At 53.9% G+C, this 19,622-nt stretch carries 22 protein-coding genes; 14 read left to right on the top strand and 8 right to left on the bottom strand.

Annotation, left to right across the window (positions count from 1 at the left end):
• Positions 1-24: 24 nt before the first annotated feature.
• From OGX75_RS12755 to yqhD, 3 genes are all read right to left on the bottom strand, one after another.
• Positions 25-486 carry an HIT family protein gene (locus OGX75_RS12755; protein WP_012135147.1) on the bottom strand — a complete coding sequence of 154 codons (462 nt, stop codon included), beginning with the start codon at positions 484-486 and terminating at the stop codon, positions 25-27.
• Positions 487-598: 112 nt separating this feature from the next.
• Positions 599-1,426 (bottom strand): 2,5-didehydrogluconate reductase DkgA, encoded by an 828-nt coding sequence (gene dkgA, locus OGX75_RS12750; RefSeq protein WP_012135146.1) that lies wholly within the window; start codon positions 1,424-1,426, stop codon positions 599-601.
• Between the two features lie 103 nt (positions 1,427-1,529).
• Positions 1,530-2,693, bottom strand: a complete 1,164-nt coding sequence (gene yqhD / locus OGX75_RS12745; protein WP_012135145.1) for an alcohol dehydrogenase — start codon at positions 2,691-2,693, stop codon at positions 1,530-1,532.
• Positions 2,694-2,886: 193 nt separating this feature from the next.
• On the opposite strand from yqhD, the gene OGX75_RS12740 reads away from it, so the two are divergent.
• On the top strand, positions 2,887-3,786 hold the full coding sequence (locus OGX75_RS12740) for an AraC family transcriptional regulator (RefSeq protein ID WP_137675730.1): 900 nt from the start codon (positions 2,887-2,889) through the stop codon (positions 3,784-3,786).
• 47 nt (positions 3,787-3,833) lie between these two features.
• On the opposite strand, the gene yghB is transcribed toward OGX75_RS12740, so the two are convergent.
• Together yghB and metC are read right to left on the bottom strand one after the other, a co-directional pair.
• Positions 3,834-4,493, bottom strand: coding sequence for a DedA family general envelope maintenance protein YghB (gene yghB / locus OGX75_RS12735; protein WP_012135142.1), 660 nt, complete (start codon positions 4,491-4,493; stop codon positions 3,834-3,836).
• A gap of 131 nt (positions 4,494-4,624) precedes the next feature.
• The gene (metC, locus tag OGX75_RS12730) at positions 4,625-5,812 is read right to left on the bottom strand and encodes a cystathionine beta-lyase (protein WP_024130955.1); all 1,188 of its coding nucleotides are present in this window, start codon (positions 5,810-5,812) and stop codon (positions 4,625-4,627) included.
• Between the two features lie 251 nt (positions 5,813-6,063).
• On the opposite strand from metC, the gene exbB reads away from it, so the two are divergent.
• Together exbB and exbD are read left to right on the top strand one after the other, a co-directional pair.
• Positions 6,064-6,798, top strand: coding sequence for a tol-pal system-associated acyl-CoA thioesterase (exbB, locus tag OGX75_RS12725; protein ID WP_024130953.1), 735 nt, complete (start codon positions 6,064-6,066; stop codon positions 6,796-6,798).
• A 6-nt stretch (positions 6,799-6,804) separates the two neighbouring features.
• Complete coding sequence (exbD, locus tag OGX75_RS12720) at positions 6,805-7,230, top strand: TonB system transport protein ExbD (protein ID WP_012135139.1); 426 nt, start codon at positions 6,805-6,807, stop codon at positions 7,228-7,230.
• Positions 7,231-7,332: 102 nt separating this feature from the next.
• On the opposite strand, the gene OGX75_RS12715 is transcribed toward exbD, so the two are convergent.
• Positions 7,333-7,755, bottom strand: coding sequence for a hypothetical protein (locus tag OGX75_RS12715; RefSeq protein WP_012135138.1), 423 nt, complete (start codon positions 7,753-7,755; stop codon positions 7,333-7,335).
• A 1-nt stretch (position 7,756) separates the two neighbouring features.
• Positions 7,757-8,161 carry a hypothetical protein gene (locus OGX75_RS12710; RefSeq protein WP_286451113.1) on the bottom strand — a complete coding sequence of 135 codons (405 nt, stop codon included), beginning with the start codon at positions 8,159-8,161 and terminating at the stop codon, positions 7,757-7,759.
• A 104-nt stretch (positions 8,162-8,265) separates the two neighbouring features.
• Between OGX75_RS12710 and OGX75_RS12705 the strand changes: the two genes are divergently transcribed.
• The gene (locus OGX75_RS12705; protein ID WP_012135136.1) at positions 8,266-8,769 is read left to right on the top strand and encodes an ESA_00282 family adhesion-associated protein; all 504 of its coding nucleotides are present in this window, start codon (positions 8,266-8,268) and stop codon (positions 8,767-8,769) included.
• 63 nt (positions 8,770-8,832) lie between these two features.
• Here the strand turns inward: OGX75_RS12705 and OGX75_RS12700 are convergent, their stop codons facing one another.
• Entirely contained in the window at positions 8,833-9,873 is a 1,041-nt protein-coding gene (locus OGX75_RS12700) for an aldo/keto reductase (protein ID WP_047461193.1), read from the bottom strand.
• A gap of 156 nt (positions 9,874-10,029) precedes the next feature.
• On the opposite strand from OGX75_RS12700, the gene yghX reads away from it, so the two are divergent.
• From yghX to hypA, 10 genes are all read left to right on the top strand, one after another.
• A complete protein-coding gene (gene yghX, locus OGX75_RS12695) occupies positions 10,030-10,917 on the top strand; it encodes a YghX family hydrolase (protein WP_047461196.1) in 888 nt (295 codons plus the stop codon).
• A 216-nt stretch (positions 10,918-11,133) separates the two neighbouring features.
• A complete protein-coding gene (locus OGX75_RS12690) occupies positions 11,134-12,774 on the top strand; it encodes a methyl-accepting chemotaxis protein (RefSeq protein WP_286451114.1) in 1,641 nt (546 codons plus the stop codon).
• Positions 12,775-12,857: 83 nt separating this feature from the next.
• On the top strand, positions 12,858-13,145 hold the full coding sequence (locus tag OGX75_RS12685) for a DUF2623 family protein (RefSeq protein WP_012135131.1): 288 nt from the start codon (positions 12,858-12,860) through the stop codon (positions 13,143-13,145).
• 187 nt (positions 13,146-13,332) lie between these two features.
• Positions 13,333-14,451, top strand: a complete 1,119-nt coding sequence (gene hybO / locus OGX75_RS12680; protein WP_047461202.1) for a hydrogenase 2 small subunit — start codon at positions 13,333-13,335, stop codon at positions 14,449-14,451.
• A gap of 2 nt (positions 14,452-14,453) precedes the next feature.
• Positions 14,454-15,440 (top strand): hydrogenase 2 operon protein HybA, encoded by a 987-nt coding sequence (gene hybA, locus OGX75_RS12675; protein WP_024130950.1) that lies wholly within the window; start codon positions 14,454-14,456, stop codon positions 15,438-15,440.
• Positions 15,430-16,608 carry a Ni/Fe-hydrogenase cytochrome b subunit gene (gene hybB, locus OGX75_RS12670; RefSeq protein WP_012135128.1) on the top strand — a complete coding sequence of 393 codons (1,179 nt, stop codon included), beginning with the start codon at positions 15,430-15,432 and terminating at the stop codon, positions 16,606-16,608. Before hybA ends, hybB begins: the two co-directional genes overlap by 11 nt.
• Positions 16,605-18,308, top strand: a complete 1,704-nt coding sequence (gene hybC / locus OGX75_RS12665) for a hydrogenase 2 large subunit (RefSeq protein WP_012135127.1) — start codon at positions 16,605-16,607, stop codon at positions 18,306-18,308. Before hybB ends, hybC begins: the two co-directional genes overlap by 4 nt.
• The gene (locus tag OGX75_RS12660; protein ID WP_012135126.1) at positions 18,308-18,802 is read left to right on the top strand and encodes a HyaD/HybD family hydrogenase maturation endopeptidase; all 495 of its coding nucleotides are present in this window, start codon (positions 18,308-18,310) and stop codon (positions 18,800-18,802) included. Before hybC ends, OGX75_RS12660 begins: the two co-directional genes overlap by 1 nt.
• On the top strand, positions 18,795-19,286 hold the full coding sequence (gene hybE / locus OGX75_RS12655) for a hydrogenase-2 assembly chaperone (RefSeq protein WP_286451115.1): 492 nt from the start codon (positions 18,795-18,797) through the stop codon (positions 19,284-19,286). The genes OGX75_RS12660 and hybE overlap by 8 nt, the downstream gene beginning before the upstream one ends.
• Positions 19,279-19,620, top strand: a complete 342-nt coding sequence (gene hypA, locus OGX75_RS12650) for a hydrogenase maturation nickel metallochaperone HypA (protein WP_012135124.1) — start codon at positions 19,279-19,281, stop codon at positions 19,618-19,620. The genes hybE and hypA overlap by 8 nt, the downstream gene beginning before the upstream one ends.
• Positions 19,621-19,622: the final 2 nt, after the last annotated feature.

Here is a 19,622-nt window from a genome sequence, read left to right as displayed (position 1 = left end):
ACCGCTATCCGGCAAACGGACGGATTACGCGTTCGCTTCACGAATTCTGGCGGCCAGCGCCGCCAGTTTTTCGTCATCCGCCCGTTCGTGGTCATGCGATGACAAATAACCTTCGTACTGTTCAAAGAATTTCGCCTGCCGCGATTCAATAGGCTTCCATTCGCTCAGGTTAGCGGTGCCGTGCATGGGGCTGAGCTTGCTGTGCACATGATCCACGCCAAATCCTTCAAAAAACATTCCCGTACGCCCCACGTCCGGGAAGGCGTTATCCAGCTTTTTCGCCACTTTTTGGGTGGCAAGCATCAGATCGGCCAGCGCCTGCGGCGGCAAGTCGAACGCATAGCTGGGATAATGCTTCTTCGGGATCACCACCGTAAAACCGTCGGTGTTCGGGAAGATGGAGAGGAAGGCCAGATGATGCTCGTCTTCCCAGATCTTATGGCAGGGGGCTTTACCCTCAACGATTTGGCAAAAAATACAGCTCATTCCTTTTCTCCGTTGCTGAGTTCACAATTCGCGTCGTACCGACTCAACACTTTCTACCAAACCCGCCAGGTAGTCAAAAAGCCCGACAGAAATGTCGGGCCGGAAAGGAAGGTTAGCCGCCGAACTGATCCGGGTCCGGCCCCAGGCGTTTACCCTGGTCAAGTTTGGCCACTTCGCTTAATTCGTCTTTGTCGAGACGGAAATCCCAGACGTCGAAGTTTTCCGCAATACGTGAAGGGGTGACGGATTTAGGGATCACCACCAGCCCGTTATCCAGATGCCAGCGGATCACAATTTGCGCCGGAGATTTACCGTACTTATCCGCCAGATCGCGAATGATTTTCTGATCGAAAACGCCTGCGCCGCCTTGCGCCAGCGGGCTCCAGGACTCGGTCTGGATCTTGTGCGTCGCATTCCAGGCATGCAGCTGACGCTGTTGCATCAGCGGATGCAATTCGATCTGGTTGATCACCGGTGTAACGCCGGTTTCATCGATCAGACGCTGGAGGTGGTTTACCTGGAAGTTACACACACCGATGCTTTTCACCAGCCCCTCTCTTTGCAGTTCAATCATCCCTTCCCAGGCGTCAACATAATGGTCGATAGCCGGAACGGGCCAGTGCATCAGATAGAGATCGAGGTGATCCAACTGGAGCTTATCCAGGCTTTCCTGCAAGGCTTCTCGAGGGCGTTTCTGATCGTCATTCCACAATTTGGTGGTAATAAACAGTTCTTCCCGGTCGATACCGGCATCTTTTAACGCTTTTCCGACGCCTTCTTCATTCTTGTACGCCGCAGCGGTATCAATGGAGCGATATCCCACTTCCAGCGCCTTATGAATGGCGGAAATTGCTTCCTCGTTGCTTGCCTTCCAGACTCCCAGGCCCAGTTGTGGCATTACGTTGCCATCCTGTAGCTTGATAACGGTTGGATTAGCCATGCGTTCCTCCTTTATGCGATCTCACCGGAGCAAACTCCGGTGAGGTTGTGTGACTTAAGTCTGGACGAAATGTCCAAAAACGAAAGCCAGAGGCGAAAAAACCTTAGCGAGCCGCTTCGTAAATCCGACGGCTGACATCCAGCGTAATGTCCTGATGTTCACCCAGATTTGTGCCGCCGTGCGCTTCCAGTTTTGCCAGCAATGCCGGAATGGAACTGCCGTCCAGACCGTAATCAGACAGGCGAGTCGGTACGCCCATTTGCTCAAAGAAGCGGCGGGTGGCGGCGATGGCGGCATCAATACGCGCATCGTCGGAACCGTCGGTGATATTCCAGACTCGCTCTGCGTACTGCAACAGTTTGGCGCGTTTGGTATCGCGTTTTTCATTCCACAGCGCAGGCAGGACGATAGCCAGCGTCTGCGCGTGATCAAGGCCGTGCATCGCCGTCAGCTCATGACCCAGCATATGCGTTGCCCAGTCCTGCGGGACGCCCGCGCCGATCAAACCGTTCAGCGCCTGAGTGGCCGCCCACATTACGTTGGCGCGAACATCGTAGTTTTCCGGCTCTTTCAGCGCCTTCGGGCCTTCTTCGACAAGCGTCAGCAGGATACCTTCGGCAAAGCGATCCTGAATTTTTCCGTCAACCGGATAAGTGACATACTGCTCAACGGTGTGAACGAATGCATCCACAACGCCGTTAGCAACCTGGCGCGGCGGCAGGGTGTAGGTATAAACCGGATCGAGCACCGCAAACACGGGTTGGACGAACGGTGTCATAAAGGCCAGCTTATCGCCGGTGGTTTTACGGGAAATCACCGCCCCGGAGTTAGATTCTGAACCCGTTGCCGGCAACGTCAGCACCGATCCCATCGGTACGGCGCTTTTCACGTCGTTGCCACGGGTTTCCAGAATGCGCCACGGGTCCACGCCTTCGTCATATTGCGCCGCCGCCGCGATAAATTTAGTGCCATCCAGCACGGAACCGCCGCCGACCGCCAGCAGGAACGTCACTTTCTCATCACGTACAATGTTGACGGCGTTCATCAGCGTTTCATAAGACGGGTTTGGCTCGATGCCGCCAAATTCCAGCACGTCCAGACCTTTCAGCGCGTCATGTACCTGATCCAGTACGCCGGTCTTTTTCACGCTGCCGCCGCCGTAGGTGATCAATACGCGGGCGCCCTGAGGGATTTGATCGCGCAGATCGGCAATCGCGCCTTTACCAAACAGAATGCGGGTTGGGGTATGCAGATTAAAGTTGTTCATTGCTCGTTCCCTTATGTGGGTAAAAAAGTGGGCAGGCGAATGTCTGCCTGATGGTGAACATTGTGGTCGCCAGCCGCCTTCCTCTCAATGCTCATTTCTGCCAATGTCTTGCCCATTTCTCCAGAGCGCTGGAGAAAAAAGATAAATTTGCGCACAATCAACGCGTCGTAAACCGATGAGAAAAAAGCGCGCCATGAACCGTGAAGCCATCTGCCTGTTGCTGACAGATAAAATTAAGCAGCTGATAAACAATCAAAATAACCTGAATGACTGCCTGCCCGACGTGCGTCTGCTCTACGGCACGGAGCCGGGGCTGCGTACGCCTGTGATGTATCAGCCTGGCATCATATTTCTCTTTTCGGGGCATAAGATCGGTTATATCAATGAACGCGTATTTCAGTACGATGCCAATGAATATCTGCTGCTGACCGTACCTTTACCCTTTGAATGTGAAACTTATGCGACGCCGGAAGTACCGCTCGCGGGGATTCGTCTGAATGTTGATATCCTGCAATTGCAGGAGTTGCTGATGGACATTGGCGAGGACGATCTGTTTCAACCGTCGATGGCGGCAAGCGGGATTAACTCCGCCACGCTGTCGGATGACATTCTTTGTGCGGCGGAACGCCTGTTAGATGTGATGGAAAGGCCGCTGGATGCGCGTATTCTGGGGAAACAGATTATTCGCGAAATTCTGTATCACGTTCTGATGGGGCCGCGTGGCGGCGCGCTGCTGGCGCTGGTCAGCCGTCAGACCCATTTCAGCCTGATTAGCCGGGTGCTGAAGCGGATTGAAACCAAATACACCGAGAACCTGAACGTTGAGCAACTGGCTGCGGAAGCCAACATGAGCGTCTCGGCGTTCCATCATAATTTTAAATCCGTTACCAGTACCTCGCCGTTGCAGTACCTGAAAACCTATCGTCTGCATAAAGCGCGGATGATGATCATTCACGACGGGATGAAAGCCAGCGCCGCTGCGATGCGCGTTGGCTACGAGAGCGCGTCGCAGTTCAGTCGGGAGTTCAAACGCTATTTTGGCGTAACGCCGGGGGAGGATGCGGCACGAATGAGAATGATGCAGGGAAGCTAATCATGTGTAAGCCGGATAGGCGTAAGCGCCATCCGGCAATCAGCAAATCAGGCGCTGCAATACTTCTTCTTGATCACGACGAATAATGTGCCGATCAAACCGGCGGCCAGCAGGGCAATCGGCAGGATCATCAAAAACGTCATCACCTGATCTTCATGACGTTTCACGAATGGGATCATGCTGAGCGCGTAGCCGAAACTGGTCACCACGCCGACCCACAGCAGCCCGCTCAGCCAGTTAAAAAACTGAAACCGGCGGCTGGACAGCCCTGAAATCCCCGCCATTGTGGGCAGCAGGGTGCGCACAAACGCCAGAAAGCGCCCGGCAAGCAGCGCCAGCAGGCCGTGCCGGTCGAACATACAGGTCGCGCGCTGATGGTATTTAACGGGAAGCTGCGCCAGCCAGCCTTTCACCGTTTGCGTATTTCCCAGCCAGCGCCCCTGAATATAGCTCAGCCAGCAGCCGAGACTGGCGGCTGTCGTCAGAATAAGGATCGTGGGGACAAAGTCCATGACACCTTGTGCAACCAGCGCGCCTGCCAGTAAGAGCAGGCTGTCTCCGGGTAAAAAAGAGGCCGGGAGCAGGCCATTTTCTAAAAATAGCGTGGCAAACATCACAAAGTAGACAACGCTAACAACGTGTGGGTCCGCCAGCGCGGCAAAATCGTGTTGCCAGAGCGCAGCGATAATATCTTGAATGACAGCCATGGACTTTCCTGTGGAACCGCGTTTATGGGGCTATTGTACTCCTGAATTGCCCGGGATGCCTTGATCCCGGACGCAACAAATGCAGACTTTTCTGCCCGGAGTGTCTGCAATTCTGTCCATGACTGGAAACTTTACACAATACGCGTGAATCCTGCGGCTAAATCTGCAATCAGATCGTCAACATTCTCTAAACCGATGTGCAAACGGATCAGCGTGCCGGTGAAATCAACGTCGCCTTCGGGACGAATGGCGGCGATATGTTCCGGCTGGTTAGGCAGAATTAAGGATTCAAAGCCGCCCCAGGAGTAAGCCATGCTGAACAAGCTGAAATTATCCAGATAAGCGGAAAGCGCCTCATTACTCAGCCTTTTATTCAGCACAAACGAGAACAACCCGCTGCTGCCCGTGAAATCGCGCTTCCAGAATTCGTGGCCTTTGCTGCCAGGAAGGGCGGGATGATTAACGCGGGCGACCTGAGGGTGATTCGCCAGCCACTCGGCGACTTTCAGGCTGCTTTCATGATGCTGGCGCAAGCGCACGCCCAGCGTACGTAGCCCACGGCTGGTCATATAAGCGGTATCCGCGTCCAGCATTTGCCCCATCAGATAGGCGTTTTCACGCAATTGCTCCCAACAACGCGCATTAGACACGGCTGTGCCGACCATCGCATCCGAGTGACCAATCAGATATTTCGTTCCTGCCTGGATGGAGATATCGATCCCGAAATCCAGCGCCTTAAACAGCACGCCCGCCGCCCAGGTGTTATCAATCATAATGACAGCGTCTGGCGCAACGCGTCTTACCGCGCCGACAATCGCCGGGATGTCATGCACTTCCATCGTGATGGAGCCAGGGGATTCGAGAAACACTACTTTCGTATTGGGCTGAATATGCTTCACGATATCCGCGCCGACCAGCGGATCAAACCAGCCGGTCGTCACGCCGAGTCTGGCGAGAACTTTGGTGCAAAAATCCTGACTGGGTTCGTAAGCGGTGTTGGTCATCAGGACGTGATCGCCCTGTTCCACAAAGGCCAGAATCGTGTTGGCGACAGCCGCCGCGCCGCAGGGGAAGAGCGCGCATCCGGCGCCGCCTTCCAGTTCGCACATGGCTTCCTGTAGCGAAAAATGGGTTAGCGTTCCGCGACGGCCATAGAAAAGTTCGCCATTGGCGCGGTTGCGGGTGGCGTGCTTTTTGGCTTCTACGGTGTCAAATACCAGCGAAGAGGCGCGCTGAATGACGCTGTTCACCGATCCCAGCGTGTATTTTTTGCTGCGTCCTGCGCTCACCAGTTTGGTTTCAAGATGTTTTTCTGCCATGTTGGAGTACCCATTTTTATACGTCTGGATGTCTAAACTATCATGAATGATGAGTGACGCATCCTGAAGAATCGGCATAAAGCAGAAAATTTTCTCAAAATGACATCTGGTGACTTTTTTACTGCGTAAGCGCAAGGAAAAGAAACCAAAGGTGCGGCACTATGTAAATAGTAATGAGAACGACTATCAATTCGACGTCGTTTTGATATTATTACGCTCAGAATTTGTGATTTGCGTCCTGGAGATACAGAGTGGGTAATAATTTGATGCAGACGGATCTCTCCGTCTGGGGTATGTATCAGCACGCCGACATCGTGGTTAAGTGCGTGATGATTGGTCTGATTCTGGCGTCAGTAGTCACCTGGGCTATCTTCTTCAGTAAGAGTCTTGAGTTCTTTACGCAGAAGCGTCGGCTCAAGCGTGAACAACAGCAGCTGGCTGAAGCGCGTTCTTTAGACCAGGCCAGCAATATTGCCTCCGCATTCGCGGCGAAAAGTTTAAGCTCACAGTTGCTCTATGAAGCGCAGAACGAGCTGGAACTGTCGGAAGGCAGTGAAGACAACGAAGGTATTAAAGAGCGTACCGGGTTCCGCCTGGAGCGTCGCGTAGCGGCGGTTGGCCGTCATATGGGACGCGGCAATGGCTACCTGGCGACCATCGGCGCCATCTCTCCGTTTGTCGGTCTGTTTGGTACGGTATGGGGCATCATGAACAGCTTCATCGGCATCGCGCAAACCCAGACCACCAACCTCGCGGTTGTCGCGCCGGGTATCGCGGAAGCGTTGCTGGCTACGGCGATCGGCCTGGTCGCGGCAATTCCTGCGGTTGTGATTTACAACATTTTCGCACGTCAGATCGGCAGCTACAAAGCGACGCTGGGCGACGTGGCGGCACAGATTCTGTTGCTACAAAGCCGCGATCTGGATCTGAACGCGAGCGCTTCCGCTCAGCCGGTACGTACCGCGCAGAAATTACGTGTAGGATAATGTTCCATGGCAATGCGTCTTAATGAAAATCTGGACGATAACGGTGAAATGCATGAAATCAACGTGACGCCGTTTATCGACGTCATGCTGGTTCTGCTGATTATCTTTATGGTGGCCGCGCCGCTGGCAACGGTGGACGTGAAGGTGAATCTTCCTGCGTCCACCAGCACCCCGCAGCCGCGCCCGGAAAAACCGGTTTATCTGTCCGTGAAGGCCGACAACAGCATGTTTATCGGCAACGATCAGGTAACGGATGAAACCATGATCGGCGAGCTGAACGCGTTAACCGAAGGGAAGAAAGACACGACGATCTTCTTCCGTGCGGATAAAACCGTTGATTATGAAACAATGATGAAAGTGATGGATACGCTGCACCAGGCGGGTTACCTGAAAATTGGTCTCGTGGGTGAAGAGGTCGCGAAAGCGAAGTAATCGTTGTTGCTGATGGGCAGACAGACAGGCCGGGTAGGGCGCAAGCCGTACCCGGCTTTTTTATTGCCTGATGTGGTATCGCTGGATTGCTGACTCACCAGATTACTTCGTCGTGGAGAACCGTTTTTCATTCAGCGCGACGGTGGTGATATTGGTCGTTCGGTAATCGCCATCGGATAGCTTACGGGTCAGGCGCAGGGTCGCCGTTTCTCGCGCCAGTAAGTGCTGATATGTGCTCTCCAGGCGCGCCATGATTTTGTCCCGCATCTCGGGATGTTGCTCAATAATCGTATTGATAACCGAACCGTAGATCTCTTCTTTGACCTGGAGCGCATAGATTTCACGGCGATTTTGCCATTTCAGCCGTACTAACGCGGCGGGAATCGACACGATCTCCTGCGCCACCTGTTCGAGGGTCGCGTTTTTATTGGCGATAAGCGCTTTAAGATTTTGCTTTAAGATAAATTCATCGCTTTTATTATTATCTAAAGCTAAATAAACATTATTATCTTCAACGTCTTTCATATTATTTCTCTTCCAGAGAATAAAAAACGGGAGAGTTTTTCTCTCTGGTTATGAGATTAAGCCAAATTTCATTGCCGTGATCGTTTATTTTTGTTGTGGCATCTGCCAGAATTTTACTTAATGCCTGAGCATCAACATCGCCTTCCGCCTGTAGGCTATTAATAAGACGAGCAAACGTCTCAATTTTAGCTACGCGATAAAGCCGGTCTTTTAAATGACGGTCACGTTCTTCAAGTAACATGTTTTTAGATTGACCAGTCGGTGCGGCGCTAATTAAAATATCTGGCTCGTAATCGCTCAGCGTTTTCTTTCCCTGAGTCAAATTTTCACTATTTTCTACGGTCTCAGCATCGCCTGGCGAGGCAGATAAATGAAAACGAGTCGGCACAAGATGCTCGGGAAGCATGTTGGAATGTCCTTTACTATCAATAGTATATTGTTTTTTATAAGGCAGGTCTCGTTGACAATAGCATGGTGTAATTTTAAAATCAAAAAAAATGGAGTCGGCATATGAACAGCATTTTTTATTCTATTATCACTCTGCTATTACTCACTGGCGGCGTGCTTTTCTTGATGCACGAATTTAATAAACAGCGCTCTGCTGAGGCGTCTAATCCAGTAAATCAAGCGGAACCCTTGTCCAAAGAGGAGGGCGAAGATCATTTTTCGTCGCTCATGAATACTATTACACCGGTATGGTACTGGCGAGTCAATCACGAATATATTGATTTTCTTCACGCAACGATAAAGCGGATGACGATGGCGGAGCTAAATGGAACGCCGGGGTTATTTGATGCGCAGCGCCGTTGCAGCGATCTCAACTCTGCGGTCTATAAATATTATGACAACATTAAAAAGCGTTGTCTGAACGGGGAAAAGGTTCCGCATTCCGATCTGGATGTGCTTAACTTGCGGCAATGTTTCCGGGAATTTAGCCTGGAGGCGTATCCCTCCCTGGTTGCTCTGGTGTGGCCTGAATATCAGCGGCCGCTAATCAAACCGGAAGAGGTTTAATAAATGTGCCTGACGTTGGCCGGGTAAGGCGAAACCGCCACCCGGCGCGCGTGCCCGAAAGCGTTATTTATCCGATGAGGCTTGCCAGAGGTTCAGCTCGCCGTCCGCGACATGTTTATCGATTTGCGCTAACTCGTCAGCGCTGAATGTCAGGTTCGACAACGCCTGCACATTTTCTTCCAGCTGCTCTGGTCGACTGGCGCCGATCAGCACCGACGTCACGCGATTATCTTTCAACAGCCAGCTAAGCGCCATCTGCGCCATTGACTGGCCGCGACGTTGCGCCATCTCATTGAGTAAACGCAGGCTGTTCAGATTCGCTTCCGTCAGCATATTCTCCGTCAGACCGCGAACTTTTTTCCCTTCACGCTGCATACGTGAACCTTCCGGGATACCGTTTAAGTATTTTCCGGTTAACAATCCCTGAGCCAGCGGTGTGAACGCAATGCAACCCATGCCGTTGGCCGCCAGCGTATCCAGCAGGCCGCTTTTATCCACCCAGCGGTTGAGCAGGTTGTAGGAAGGCTGATGAATCAGCAGCGGGATTTTCCATTCGCGCAGCAGTTCCGCCATTCGTTGAGTTCGCTCAGGCGAATAGGAGGAGATGCCGACGTAAAGCGCCTTACCGCTTTGTACCGCCTGCGCCAGCGCGGATGCGGTCTCTTCCATCGGCGTGTTTTCATCGACACGGTGGGAATAGAAGATATCGACATAGTCCAGCCCCATCCGCTTCAGGCTCTGATCGAGGCTGGCGAGCAGGTACTTACGCGACCCGCCGGAGCCGTATGGCCCAGGCCACATGTCATAACCCGCTTTGGTGGAAACGATCAGCTCATCGCGATACGGCGCAAAATCTTCCCGCAGCAAACGGCCAAAGTTCTCTTCTGCGCTTCCCGGCGGCGGGCCGTAGTTATTGGCTAAATCAAAATGGGTGATGCCTGAATCAAAGGCTTTACGCAGCAGCGCACGCTGTGAATCCAGCGCCTGAACGTGGCCGAAACTGTGCCACAAACCCAGCGATAGCGCGGGTAAACGCAAACCGCTTTTACCGCAGTAGCGATAAAGCATCTGCTCATAACGTTCGGGGTTGGCTAACCAGGCCATGTCATCTCCTTAGAGAAAGTGAATTTCAAAACAACGTTTCTATTCTAGCGGCTCAGCGGGGTTTATCCCGTTCGTCAGGTCACATTGATGCGAAAAATTGGGCAAAAACACGTCGTTATGCTTTGCTTAAAAAAACATCAATTCAGGAGTGAAACTATGCCGCGTCTGACTGCCAAAGACTTTCCGCAGGAGTTGCTCGATTACTATGACTACTATGCACATGGAAAAATCTCTAAACGCGAGTTTCTTAACCTCGCGGCAAAGTATGCCGTCGGCGGCGTGACCGCGCTTGCGCTGTTTAATCTCCTGAAGCCGAATTACGCGCTGGCGGTGCAGGTGGAATTTACCGACCCGGACATTTTGCCGGAATACATTACGTATCCGTCACCGAACGGGCATGGCGAGGTGCGCGGCTATCTGGTGAAACCAGCGAAGGCGACGGGTAAAACGCCTGCGGTCGTGGTCGTACACGAGAACAGGGGGCTGAATCCCTATATTGAGGATGTCGCACGACGCGTGGCGAAAGCGGGTTATATTGCGCTGGCGCCTGATGGATTAAGCTCAGTAGGTGGATACCCCGGTAATGACGATAAGGGGCGGGAATTACAGCAGCAGGTTGATCCCACAAAATTAATGAATGATTTCTTTGCCGCGATTGAGTTTATGCAGCGTCATCCGGCGGCCAGCGGAAAAGTGGCTATTACGGGATTCTGCTATGGCGGCGGCGTATCAAATGCGGCGGCGGTGGCCTATCCAGAACTGGCGTGCGCCGTTCCTTTTTATGGTCGTCAGGCTCCGGCGTCAGATGTACCTAAAATTAATGCGCCTTTATTATTACATTACGCTGAGTTAGATACCTCAATTAATGAAGGCTGGCCTGCCTACGAAACGGCGCTGAAGGCGAATAATAAAGTCTATGAGGCGTATATCTATCCTGGGGTGAATCATGGTTTTCATAATGATTCGACTCCCCGCTATGATAAGGCCGCAGCGGATCTGGCCTGGGCGCGCACTCTGGCCTGGTTTGAGAAATATTTACAATGAAAAACAAATGATTATTTCAGGTGCGGCATATTGCTTTGCGGCATAATAATGCCGTTATGCTTTATAAGCATTCACAGGAATAGCGTGCTGACGATGATTCGTATACTTAGTTAAGTAAAAAAACAATAAAGAAAGTATATATTCTGCATTCTCTGCCGATAACGAGGATAAGTGTCGCCTGATGGCGAATCCCTCAAGTATGGCAAGGAAATTCTTATGCGTTTGCTGCAAAACTTCACTATTCGTATTGTCATGCTGACAATATTGGGGCTCTTCTGTCTTCTTTGGTCGGGCGTTGGTTTATTCAGCGTCCATGCATTATCTAAAGTGGCGGAAGGGAATGATATCGATCGTCATATTGTGCGTCAGATGACGGTGCTAAGTCAGGGGAACGATCAGTATTTTCGTTTTGTCACGCGTTTAAGCCGTGCGATGGACGTTAAAATCGGCGGCGGTACGCCCGATTTTGTACCAGTACAGCAGGCGCTGGACAATATGAGCAAAAAGCTGGAAGAGATGAAAACGCTCTCTCCAGGGCCGATGGACCCGGAGATCGCCGCTGCGGTATTGGCAAACTGGCAGGCGTTGCTTGATAAGGGCGTCGCGCCGCAGATGCAACTGGCGCAGCAGGGTACGCTCACCGAATTTGCAGAACAGGCGAATAATGTCACTCCCGCCCTGAGCCGCGCCTTCGGCGCCAGCGCAGAACGTTTTAACAGCGCGGCCGGCACGATACTGGACAGCACCCGCGTGATGGTGGACGGCAAAACGTCAATTATCCGCACCCTGATTATCACTGCCGTTATTCTGGGAATTGTGATTCTCTTCTTTACCGACCGTTACCTGGTCACGATGTTAGTGAAACCGCTGGCGCGCATTCGCCAACAGTTCCGCCAGATTGCGCAAGGCGATCTGAGCCAGCCGATTGAAGAGTTTGGCCGTAACTGTGTCGGTCGTCTGGTGCCGCTACTGAGCGCGATGCAGGATAGTCTGCGAGAAGCGGTCAGTTCGATTCGTTCAGGCAGTGACAATATCTGGCGCGGCGCGACAGAGATCTCCAGCGGTAACAACGATCTCTCTTCCCGTACGGAAGAGCAGGCAGCGGCGCTGGAAGAGACAGCTGCAAGCATGGAACAGCTCACCGCGACGGTGAAATTGAATGCGGATAATGCGCGCCAGGCCAGTCAGCTTGCTGATGCCGCTTCCGCGACGGCCGGAAAAGGCGGCACGCTGGTTTCTGAAGTGGTTGAGACGATGGACGGTATTTCAGCCAGCTCCAGACAGATCGCCGAAATTACGAATGTCATCAACAGTATTGCCTTCCAGACCAATATTCTGGCGCTGAACGCCGCCGTTGAAGCCGCCAGAGCCGGTGAACAGGGGCGTGGGTTTGCGGTCGTCGCCGGTGAAGTGCGTAATCTGGCCAGCCGTAGCGCCGGGGCTGCCAAAGAGATTGAAACGCTGATCGCTGAATCCGTGCGTCGCGTCGAGCAGGGTGCGCAGCTGGTGCAGGAGACGGGCGCGACAATGGAGGCCATTCTGCGCGGAGTAACCGAAGTCACCACCATCATGAAGCAGATCGCCGCCGCTTCCGAGGAACAAAGCAAAGGGATCTCTCAGGTTGGCGTGGCGATAACCCAGATGGACAGCGTGACCCAACAAAACGCCGCGCTGGTGGAGCAAGTTTCTGCGGCAGCGGCGGCGCTGGAACGGCAAACGGAAGAGCTGCAACGCTCTGTGCAACAGTTCCGACTTTCTCATAATGACGCGCAAATCAGCCCGGCGAAAACGGTCCCTCCAGCCAGTCCGCGCGGGGCGTCTGCCGAGAAGTCAGGCGATGAATGGGTCGCCTTCTGATCCGGTAAAAAAAAGTATGTGATACCTCTGGCGTTCGCTTAAAAAATCGCTATATAATTTGTTATATAGCGATTGGAGGTATCATGGACAATCATTTTGGTAAGGGCCTGATGGCCGGATTAAACGCAACGTGTGCCGATAGCGCGCGTAACGTGGCGGGTTTTTGTTCTGATTATAAGCGCGGATTCGTATTAGGATTTTCGCATCGCATGTTTGAAAAAACCGGCGATCGACAATTAAGCGCTTGGGAAGCGGGAATTCTGACGCGCCGTTATGGCCTGGACAAAGATATGGTGATGGACTTCTTTCGGGAGAATCAATCGAATACGACTATCCGGTTCTTTATGGCGGGTTATCGTCTCGAAAATTGATCCGAAGGGGGTATTACCCCGGTTTAATTAATTACACTATTGTCTTACTCCTTCGTTTTGTTGTTCCGTCAAAGTATCATGGTTCAATAACCATAAAGAAAGTGTGGTAAATGGCGCGCCGATCGCAATAAGTTATTTGTGAACGGTGCAAAATAGAGCCAGGTCTTTGCAACGGAATAACAATAAAATGACTGGAGATAATACTCTCATCACTTCTCACGGCGTTAATCGTCGTGATTTCATGAAGCTTTGTGCAGCACTGGCCGCAACCATGGGGCTCAGTAGCAAAGCCGCCGCAGAAATGGCCGAATCGGTTTCCCGTCCGCAGCGCCCGCCCGTCGTCTGGATCGGCGCTCAGGAATGTACGGGATGTACCGAATCGCTCCTTCGCGCGACCCACCCAACGGTAGAAAACCTCGTTCTGGAAACGATCTCTCTGGAGTACCACGAGGTCCTCTCCGCCGCCTTCGGCCATCAGGTTGAAGAGAACAAGCATAACGCTCTGGAGAAGTATAAAGGGCAGTATGTGTTGGTTGTCGATGGTTCCATCCCATTAAAAGATAACGGTATTTACTGCATGGTTGCCGGAGAGCCGATTGTGGATCACATCCGCAAGGCGGCGGAAGGCGCAGCGGCGATTATCGCGATCGGCTCCTGTTCCGCGTGGGGCGGCGTCGCTGCCGCTGGCGTGAATCCGACCGGCGCCGTCGGGTTGCAGGAAGTCCTGCCGGGCAAAACCGTTATCAATATCCCGGGCTGCCCGCCGAACCCGCATAACTTCCTGGCAACGGTTGCCCACATCATCACTTACGGTAAACCGCCGAAGCTGGATGCCAAAAACCGTCCAACCTTCGCCTATGGCCGTCTGATTCACGAACACTGCGAACGCCGCCCGCATTTTGACGCCGGTCGCTTCGCCAAAGAGTTCGGCGATGAAGGCCACCGTGAAGGCTGGTGCCTCTACCATCTGGGCTGTAAAGGGCCTGAAACCTACGGCAACTGTTCGACGTTGCAGTTCTGCGATGTCGGCGGCGTGTGGCCGGTGGCGATTGGGCACCCCTGCTACGGCTGTAACGAGGAAGGCGTTGGCTTTCATAAAGGCATCCACCAACTCGCCCATGTGGAAAATCAAACCCCGCGTTCCGAGAAGCCGGATGTCAACCTGAAAGAGGGCGGCCACATTTCCACAGGCGCCGTTGGGCTGCTTGGCGGCGTGGTTGGGCTGGTTGCCGGTGTCAGCGTGATGGCGGTACGTGAACTGGGGCGTCAGCAGAAGAAAGATAACGCTGACTCACGGGGAGAATAACCGTGAACAGACGTAACTTTATTAAAGCAGCCTCTGGCGGGGCATTGCTGCTGGGCGCGTCGCCGTCCATCAGCCATGCGGCTGCGGAAAACCGCCCGCCTATCCCGGGTTCCCTGGGGATGCTGTATGACTCGACGCTGTGCGTGGGCTGTCAGGCGTGTGTGACCAAATGCCAGGATATCAACTTCCCGGCGCGTAACCCGGAAGGGGCGCAAACCTGGTCGAATAACGACAAGCTGTCGCCTTACACCAATAACATCATTCAGGTGTGGCATAGCGGAAGTGGCGTCAATAAAGATCAGACAGAGAACGGCTACGCGTACATTAAGAAACAGTGTATGCACTGCGTTGACCCTAACTGCGTCTCCGTTTGCCCGGTATCCGCGCTGAAGAAAGACCCGAAAACCGGCATCGTTCATTACAACAAAGACGTCTGTACCGGCTGTCGCTACTGCATGGTCGCCTGTCCGTACAACGTGCCGAAATACGACTACAACAACCCGTTTGGCGCGCTGCACAAGTGTGAACTGTGCAACCAGAAGGGCGTTGAACGTCTGGACAAAGGCGGTCTGCCGGGGTGCGTTGAGGTATGTCCGGCGGGCGCGGTGATTTTTGGTACGCGAGAAGAGCTAATGGCGGAGGCGCAAAAACGCCTGGCGCTGAAGCCTGGCAGCGAATACCACTATCCGCGCCAGACGTTGCAGACTGGCGATACGTATCTGCATACCGTACCGAAGTATTACCCGCATCTGTACGGTGAAAAAGAGGGCGGCGGCACGCAGGTGCTGGTGCTGACTGGCGTTCCTTACCAGAATCTGGATCTCCCTCAACTGGCCGATCTGTCAACTGGCGCGCGTTCTGAACACATTCAACACACCCTGTATAAAGGCATGATGCTGCCACTGGCTGTGCTGGCGGGCTTAACCGTGATGGTTCGTCGTAATACGAAAAACGAGCATCACGACGGAGGAGACGATCATGAGTCATGATCCTAAACCGCTGGGCGGGAAAATAATCAGTAAACCGATCATCATCTTCGGGCCGCTTGTCGTCCTGTGCATGCTTCTCATTGTGAAACGTCTGGTCTTCGGGCTGGGATCGGTCTCCGATCTGAACGGCGGCTTCCCCTGGGGCGTGTGGATCGCTTTTGACCTGCTGATCGGCACCGGTTTCGCGTGCGGCGGTTGGGCGCTGGCGTGGGCGGTGTATGTCTTCAACCGGGGGCAATACCATCCACTGGTGCGCCCGGCGCTGCTGGCAAGCCTGTTCGGTTACTCTTTGGGCGGGCTGTCGATCACCATTGACGTTGGTCGTTACTGGAACCTGCCGTATTTCTACATCCCAGGGCACTTCAATGTGAACTCGGTGCTGTTTGAAACGGCGGTCTGTATGACCATCTACATCGGCGTGATGGCGCTGGAGTTTGCCCCCGCGTTGTTTGAACGCCTGGGCTGGAAAGTCTCGCTTAAGCGTCTGAACAAAGTGATGTTCTTTGTTATCGCTCTCGGGGCGTTGCTGCCGACCATGCACCAGTCGTCAATGGGATCGTTGATGATTGCCGCCGGTATTAAAGTACATCCGCTGTGGCAGAGCTATGAAATGCTGCCGTTGTTCTCATTGTTCACCGCTTTCATCATGGGCTTTTCCATCGTTATTTTTGAAGGCTCTCTGGTGCAGAGCGGCTTAAAAGGCAACGGCCCGGATGAGAAAAGTTTGTTTATCAAGCTGACTGGTACTATCAGCGTTTTCATCGCGCTGTTCCTCGTGTGCCGTTTTGGTGAACTGATTTACCGCGACAAGCTCTCTTATGCGTTTGCCGGTGACTACTACTCCTTGCTGTTCTGGGTTGAAGTCCTGCTGATGGTCTTCCCGCTGGTGGTGCTCCGTCTGCCGAAACTGCGCGGCGACTCGCGGATGTTGTATCTGTCCGCCCTCAGTATGCTGCTGGGCTGCGCAACGTGGCGTATGTCCTACTCGCTGGTGGCGTTCAATCCCGGCGGCGGCTACCACTACTTCCCCACCTGGGAAGAACTGCTGATTTCTATTGGTTTTGTGGCTATTGAGATTTGTGCATACATCTTACTCATTCGTCTACTGCCGATACTTCCTCCATTAAAACAAAACGATCACAATCGTCATGAGGCGAGCAAAGCATGAGCCAGAGAATTACTATTGATCCGGTAACCCGTATTGAGGGTCATTTACGCATCGACTGCGAAATCGAAAACGGTGTGGTGTCAAAAGCATGGGCATCCGGCACCATGTGGCGCGGCATGGAAGAGATCGTGAAGAATCGCGATCCGCGCGATGCCTGGATGATTGTGCAGCGTATCTGTGGTGTATGCACCACGACCCACGCGATCTCTTCCGTTCGTGCGGCGGAGAGCGCGCTGAAGATTGACGTTCCGGTCAATGCGCAGTACATCCGTAACATCATTCTGGCGGCGCATACTACCCATGACCATATTGTGCACTTCTACCAGCTTTCTGCGCTGGACTGGGTGGATATCACCTCTGCGCTGAAAGCCGATCCGGCGAAAGCGTCGGCGCTGTTGAACGGCGTGTCGAGCTGGCACCTGAATAGCGCGGAAGAGTTCACGAAGGTGCAGAACAAGATCAAAGACCTCGTTGCCAGCGGCCAGTTAGGGATTTTCGCTAACGGCTACTGGGGACACCCGGCGATGAAACTGCCGCCGGAAGTGAACCTGATTGCGGTCGCGCACTATCTGCAAGCGCTGGAATGCCAGCGTGACGCCAACCGCGTGGTGGCGCTGCTGGGCGGTAAAACGCCGCACATCCAGAACCTGGCGGTGGGCGGGGTGGCGAACCCGATCAACCTCGACGGTCTCGGCGTGCTGAACCTTGAACGCCTGATGTACATCAAGTCCTTCATCGACAAGCTGAGCGACTTTGTTGAGCAGGTTTACAAGGTGGATACGGCGGTAATCGCGGCGTTCTATCCAGAATGGCTGGAGCGCGGAAAAGGCGCGGTTAACTACCTGAGCGCGCCGGAATTTCCGACCGACGGTAAAAACGGCAGCTTCCTGTTCCCTGGCGGCTATATCCAGAATGCGGATCTGTCGACGTATCGCCCGATCGCCTCGCATTCCGATGAATACCTGATTAAAGGGATTCAGGAGAGCGCGAAGCACGCCTGGTACAAAGACGAAGCGCCGCAGGAACCGTGGGAAGGGACTACCGTCCCGGAATACACCGGTTGGTCTGATGACGGTAAATACTCGTGGGTTAAGTCCCCGACCTTCTACGGCAAAACCGTTGAAGTGGGGCCGCTGGCCAATATGCTGGTTAAACTGGCGGCGGGACGCGAGTCCACGAAGGCCAAACTGAATGAAATTATCGCGATCTACCAGAAACTGACCGGTAAAACGCTGGAAGTAGCGCAACTGCACTCCACGCTGGGGCGTATTATTGGCCGCACCGTTCACTGCTGCGAATTGCAGGGTATTCTGCAAAACCAGTACAGCGCGCTGATCGCCAATATCGGGAAAGGCGACCACACCACGTTCGTCAAACCGGATATCCCGGCGACGGGTGAGTTTAAAGGGGTGGGCTTCCTTGAGGCGCCGCGCGGTATGCTCTCTCACTGGATGGTTATTAAAGACGGCATTATCAGCAACTACCAGGCGGTGGTTCCGTCCACCTGGAACTCCGGTCCGCGTAACTTTAACGATGAAGTGGGGCCGTACGAGCAGTCGCTGGTGGGGACGCCGATCGCCGATCCAGAAAAACCGCTGGAAGTGGTGCGTACCATTCACTCCTTCGACCCTTGCATGGCGTGCGCGGTGCACGTAGTGGACGCTGACGGGAACGAAGTCGTCTCAGTTAAGGTTCTGTAATGCGGATTTTAGTGTTAGGGGTCGGCAATATTTTGCTGACCGATGAAGCCATCGGGGTGCGTATCGTTGAAGCGTTAGAACAGCGGTACATCCTGCCGGATTTCGTGGAGATCCTTGATGGCGGCACGGCGGGAATGGAGCTTCTCGGCGATATGGCGGACAGAGATCACCTGATCATCGCGGACGCCATTGTGTCGAGAAAGAACACGCCGGGAACCCTTATGATCCTGCGTGATGATGAGGTGCCTGCGCTGTTCACCAACAAAATCTCACCGCATCAGCTTGGCCTGGCCGACGTTCTGTCGGCCCTGCGCTTCACTGGCGAGTTTCCGAAAAAGCTGACGCTGATCGGCGTGATCCCGGAATCGCTGGAGCCGCATATCGGCCTGACGCCAACGGTTGAAGCGATGATTGAACCTGCTATGGCGCAGGTTCTTGCCGCGCTGCGCGAGTCAGGCGTTGAGGCTATTCCACGGGAGGCTGCGCATGTCTGAGGAGATTTCAGGGTTCCCGTCCTCCCCGAGAATGCAGGTTCAGGCGGCGTTTGAAGAGATTGCCCGACGCTCAATGCACGATCTCTCGTTTTTGCACCCGAATATGCCGGTGTATGTCTCTGACTTCACCCTGTTTGAAGGGCAGTGGACGGGCTGCGTGATCGCGCCGTGGATGCTGAGCGCGCTGATTTTCCCCGGCCCCTATCAGCTCTGGCCGGTACGCAAAGTCAGTGAAAAACTCGGATTACGTCTGCCGTATGGCGCGATGACCTTTACCGTTGGCGAACTGGACGGGGTTTCGCAATACCTCTCCTGCTCGCTGATGTCGCCGCTCAACCACGGTATGTCGACGCAAGAGGGGATGCGTCTGGCGGACGACTGCGCGCGGATGCTGCTGTCGCTGCCGGTCAGCGATCCCGATGCGCCGCAGCTGGCAGGGCGTCGTGCGTTGCTGTTTGGACGCCGGAGCGGCGAGCATGCATGAGCTGTCCCTGTGCCAGAGCGCGGTTGAGATTATCCAGCAGCAGGCGGAACAGCATGGCGTGACGCGAGTCACTGGCGTATGGCTGGAAATTGGCGCGCTCTCGTGCGTTGAAGAGAGCGCCGTGCGCTTCAGCTTTGATATCGTTTGCCAGGGTACGCTCGCGCAGGGGTGTGCGTTGCACATCGACTATAAACCCGCTCAGGCGTGGTGCTGGGATTGCAGCCAGGCGGTTGAAATCACGCAGCATGACGCGCAGTGTCCACACTGTCAGGGCGATCGCCTGCGGGTGGATACCGGCGACTCGCTGAAAGTGAAAAGTATTGAAGTGGAATAACG

It is taken from the genome of Citrobacter sp. CK199 (assembly GCF_030333285.1).
Taxonomy (GTDB): Bacteria; Pseudomonadota; Gammaproteobacteria; order Enterobacterales; family Enterobacteriaceae; genus Citrobacter_B; species Citrobacter_B koseri.
This window is presented reverse-complemented; position numbering and strand designations above follow the sequence as displayed.

Bases quoted from the DNA above. Each gene is read 5' to 3' on its own strand.
- OGX75_RS12755 (WP_012135147.1), bottom strand. From the start codon at position 486: ATGAGCTGTATTTTTTGCCAAATCGTTGAGGGTAAAGCCCCCTGCCAT.
- dkgA (WP_012135146.1), bottom strand. From the start codon at position 1,426: ATGGCTAATCCAACCGTTATCAAGCTACAGGATGGCAACGTAATGCCA.
- yqhD (WP_012135145.1), bottom strand. From the start codon at position 2,693: ATGAACAACTTTAATCTGCATACCCCAACCCGCATTCTGTTTGGTAAA.
- OGX75_RS12740 (WP_137675730.1), top strand. From the start codon at position 2,887: ATGAACCGTGAAGCCATCTGCCTGTTGCTGACAGATAAAATTAAGCAG.
- yghB (WP_012135142.1), bottom strand. From the start codon at position 4,493: ATGGCTGTCATTCAAGATATTATCGCTGCGCTCTGGCAACACGATTTT.
- metC (WP_024130955.1), bottom strand. From the start codon at position 5,812: ATGGCAGAAAAACATCTTGAAACCAAACTGGTGAGCGCAGGACGCAGC.
- exbD (WP_012135139.1), top strand. From the start codon at position 6,805: ATGGCAATGCGTCTTAATGAAAATCTGGACGATAACGGTGAAATGCAT.
- OGX75_RS12715 (WP_012135138.1), bottom strand. From the start codon at position 7,755: ATGAAAGACGTTGAAGATAATAATGTTTATTTAGCTTTAGATAATAAT.
- OGX75_RS12710 (WP_286451113.1), bottom strand. From the start codon at position 8,161: ATGCTTCCCGAGCATCTTGTGCCGACTCGTTTTCATTTATCTGCCTCG.
- OGX75_RS12705 (WP_012135136.1), top strand. From the start codon at position 8,266: ATGAACAGCATTTTTTATTCTATTATCACTCTGCTATTACTCACTGGC.
- OGX75_RS12700 (WP_047461193.1), bottom strand. From the start codon at position 9,873: ATGGCCTGGTTAGCCAACCCCGAACGTTATGAGCAGATGCTTTATCGC.
- yghX (WP_047461196.1), top strand. From the start codon at position 10,030: ATGCCGCGTCTGACTGCCAAAGACTTTCCGCAGGAGTTGCTCGATTAC.
- OGX75_RS12690 (WP_286451114.1), top strand. From the start codon at position 11,134: ATGCGTTTGCTGCAAAACTTCACTATTCGTATTGTCATGCTGACAATA.
- OGX75_RS12685 (WP_012135131.1), top strand. From the start codon at position 12,858: ATGGACAATCATTTTGGTAAGGGCCTGATGGCCGGATTAAACGCAACG.
- hybO (WP_047461202.1), top strand. From the start codon at position 13,333: ATGACTGGAGATAATACTCTCATCACTTCTCACGGCGTTAATCGTCGT.
- hybB (WP_012135128.1), top strand. From the start codon at position 15,430: ATGAGTCATGATCCTAAACCGCTGGGCGGGAAAATAATCAGTAAACCG.
- hybC (WP_012135127.1), top strand. From the start codon at position 16,605: ATGAGCCAGAGAATTACTATTGATCCGGTAACCCGTATTGAGGGTCAT.
- OGX75_RS12660 (WP_012135126.1), top strand. From the start codon at position 18,308: ATGCGGATTTTAGTGTTAGGGGTCGGCAATATTTTGCTGACCGATGAA.
- hybE (WP_286451115.1), top strand. From the start codon at position 18,795: ATGTCTGAGGAGATTTCAGGGTTCCCGTCCTCCCCGAGAATGCAGGTT.
- hypA (WP_012135124.1), top strand. From the start codon at position 19,279: ATGCATGAGCTGTCCCTGTGCCAGAGCGCGGTTGAGATTATCCAGCAG.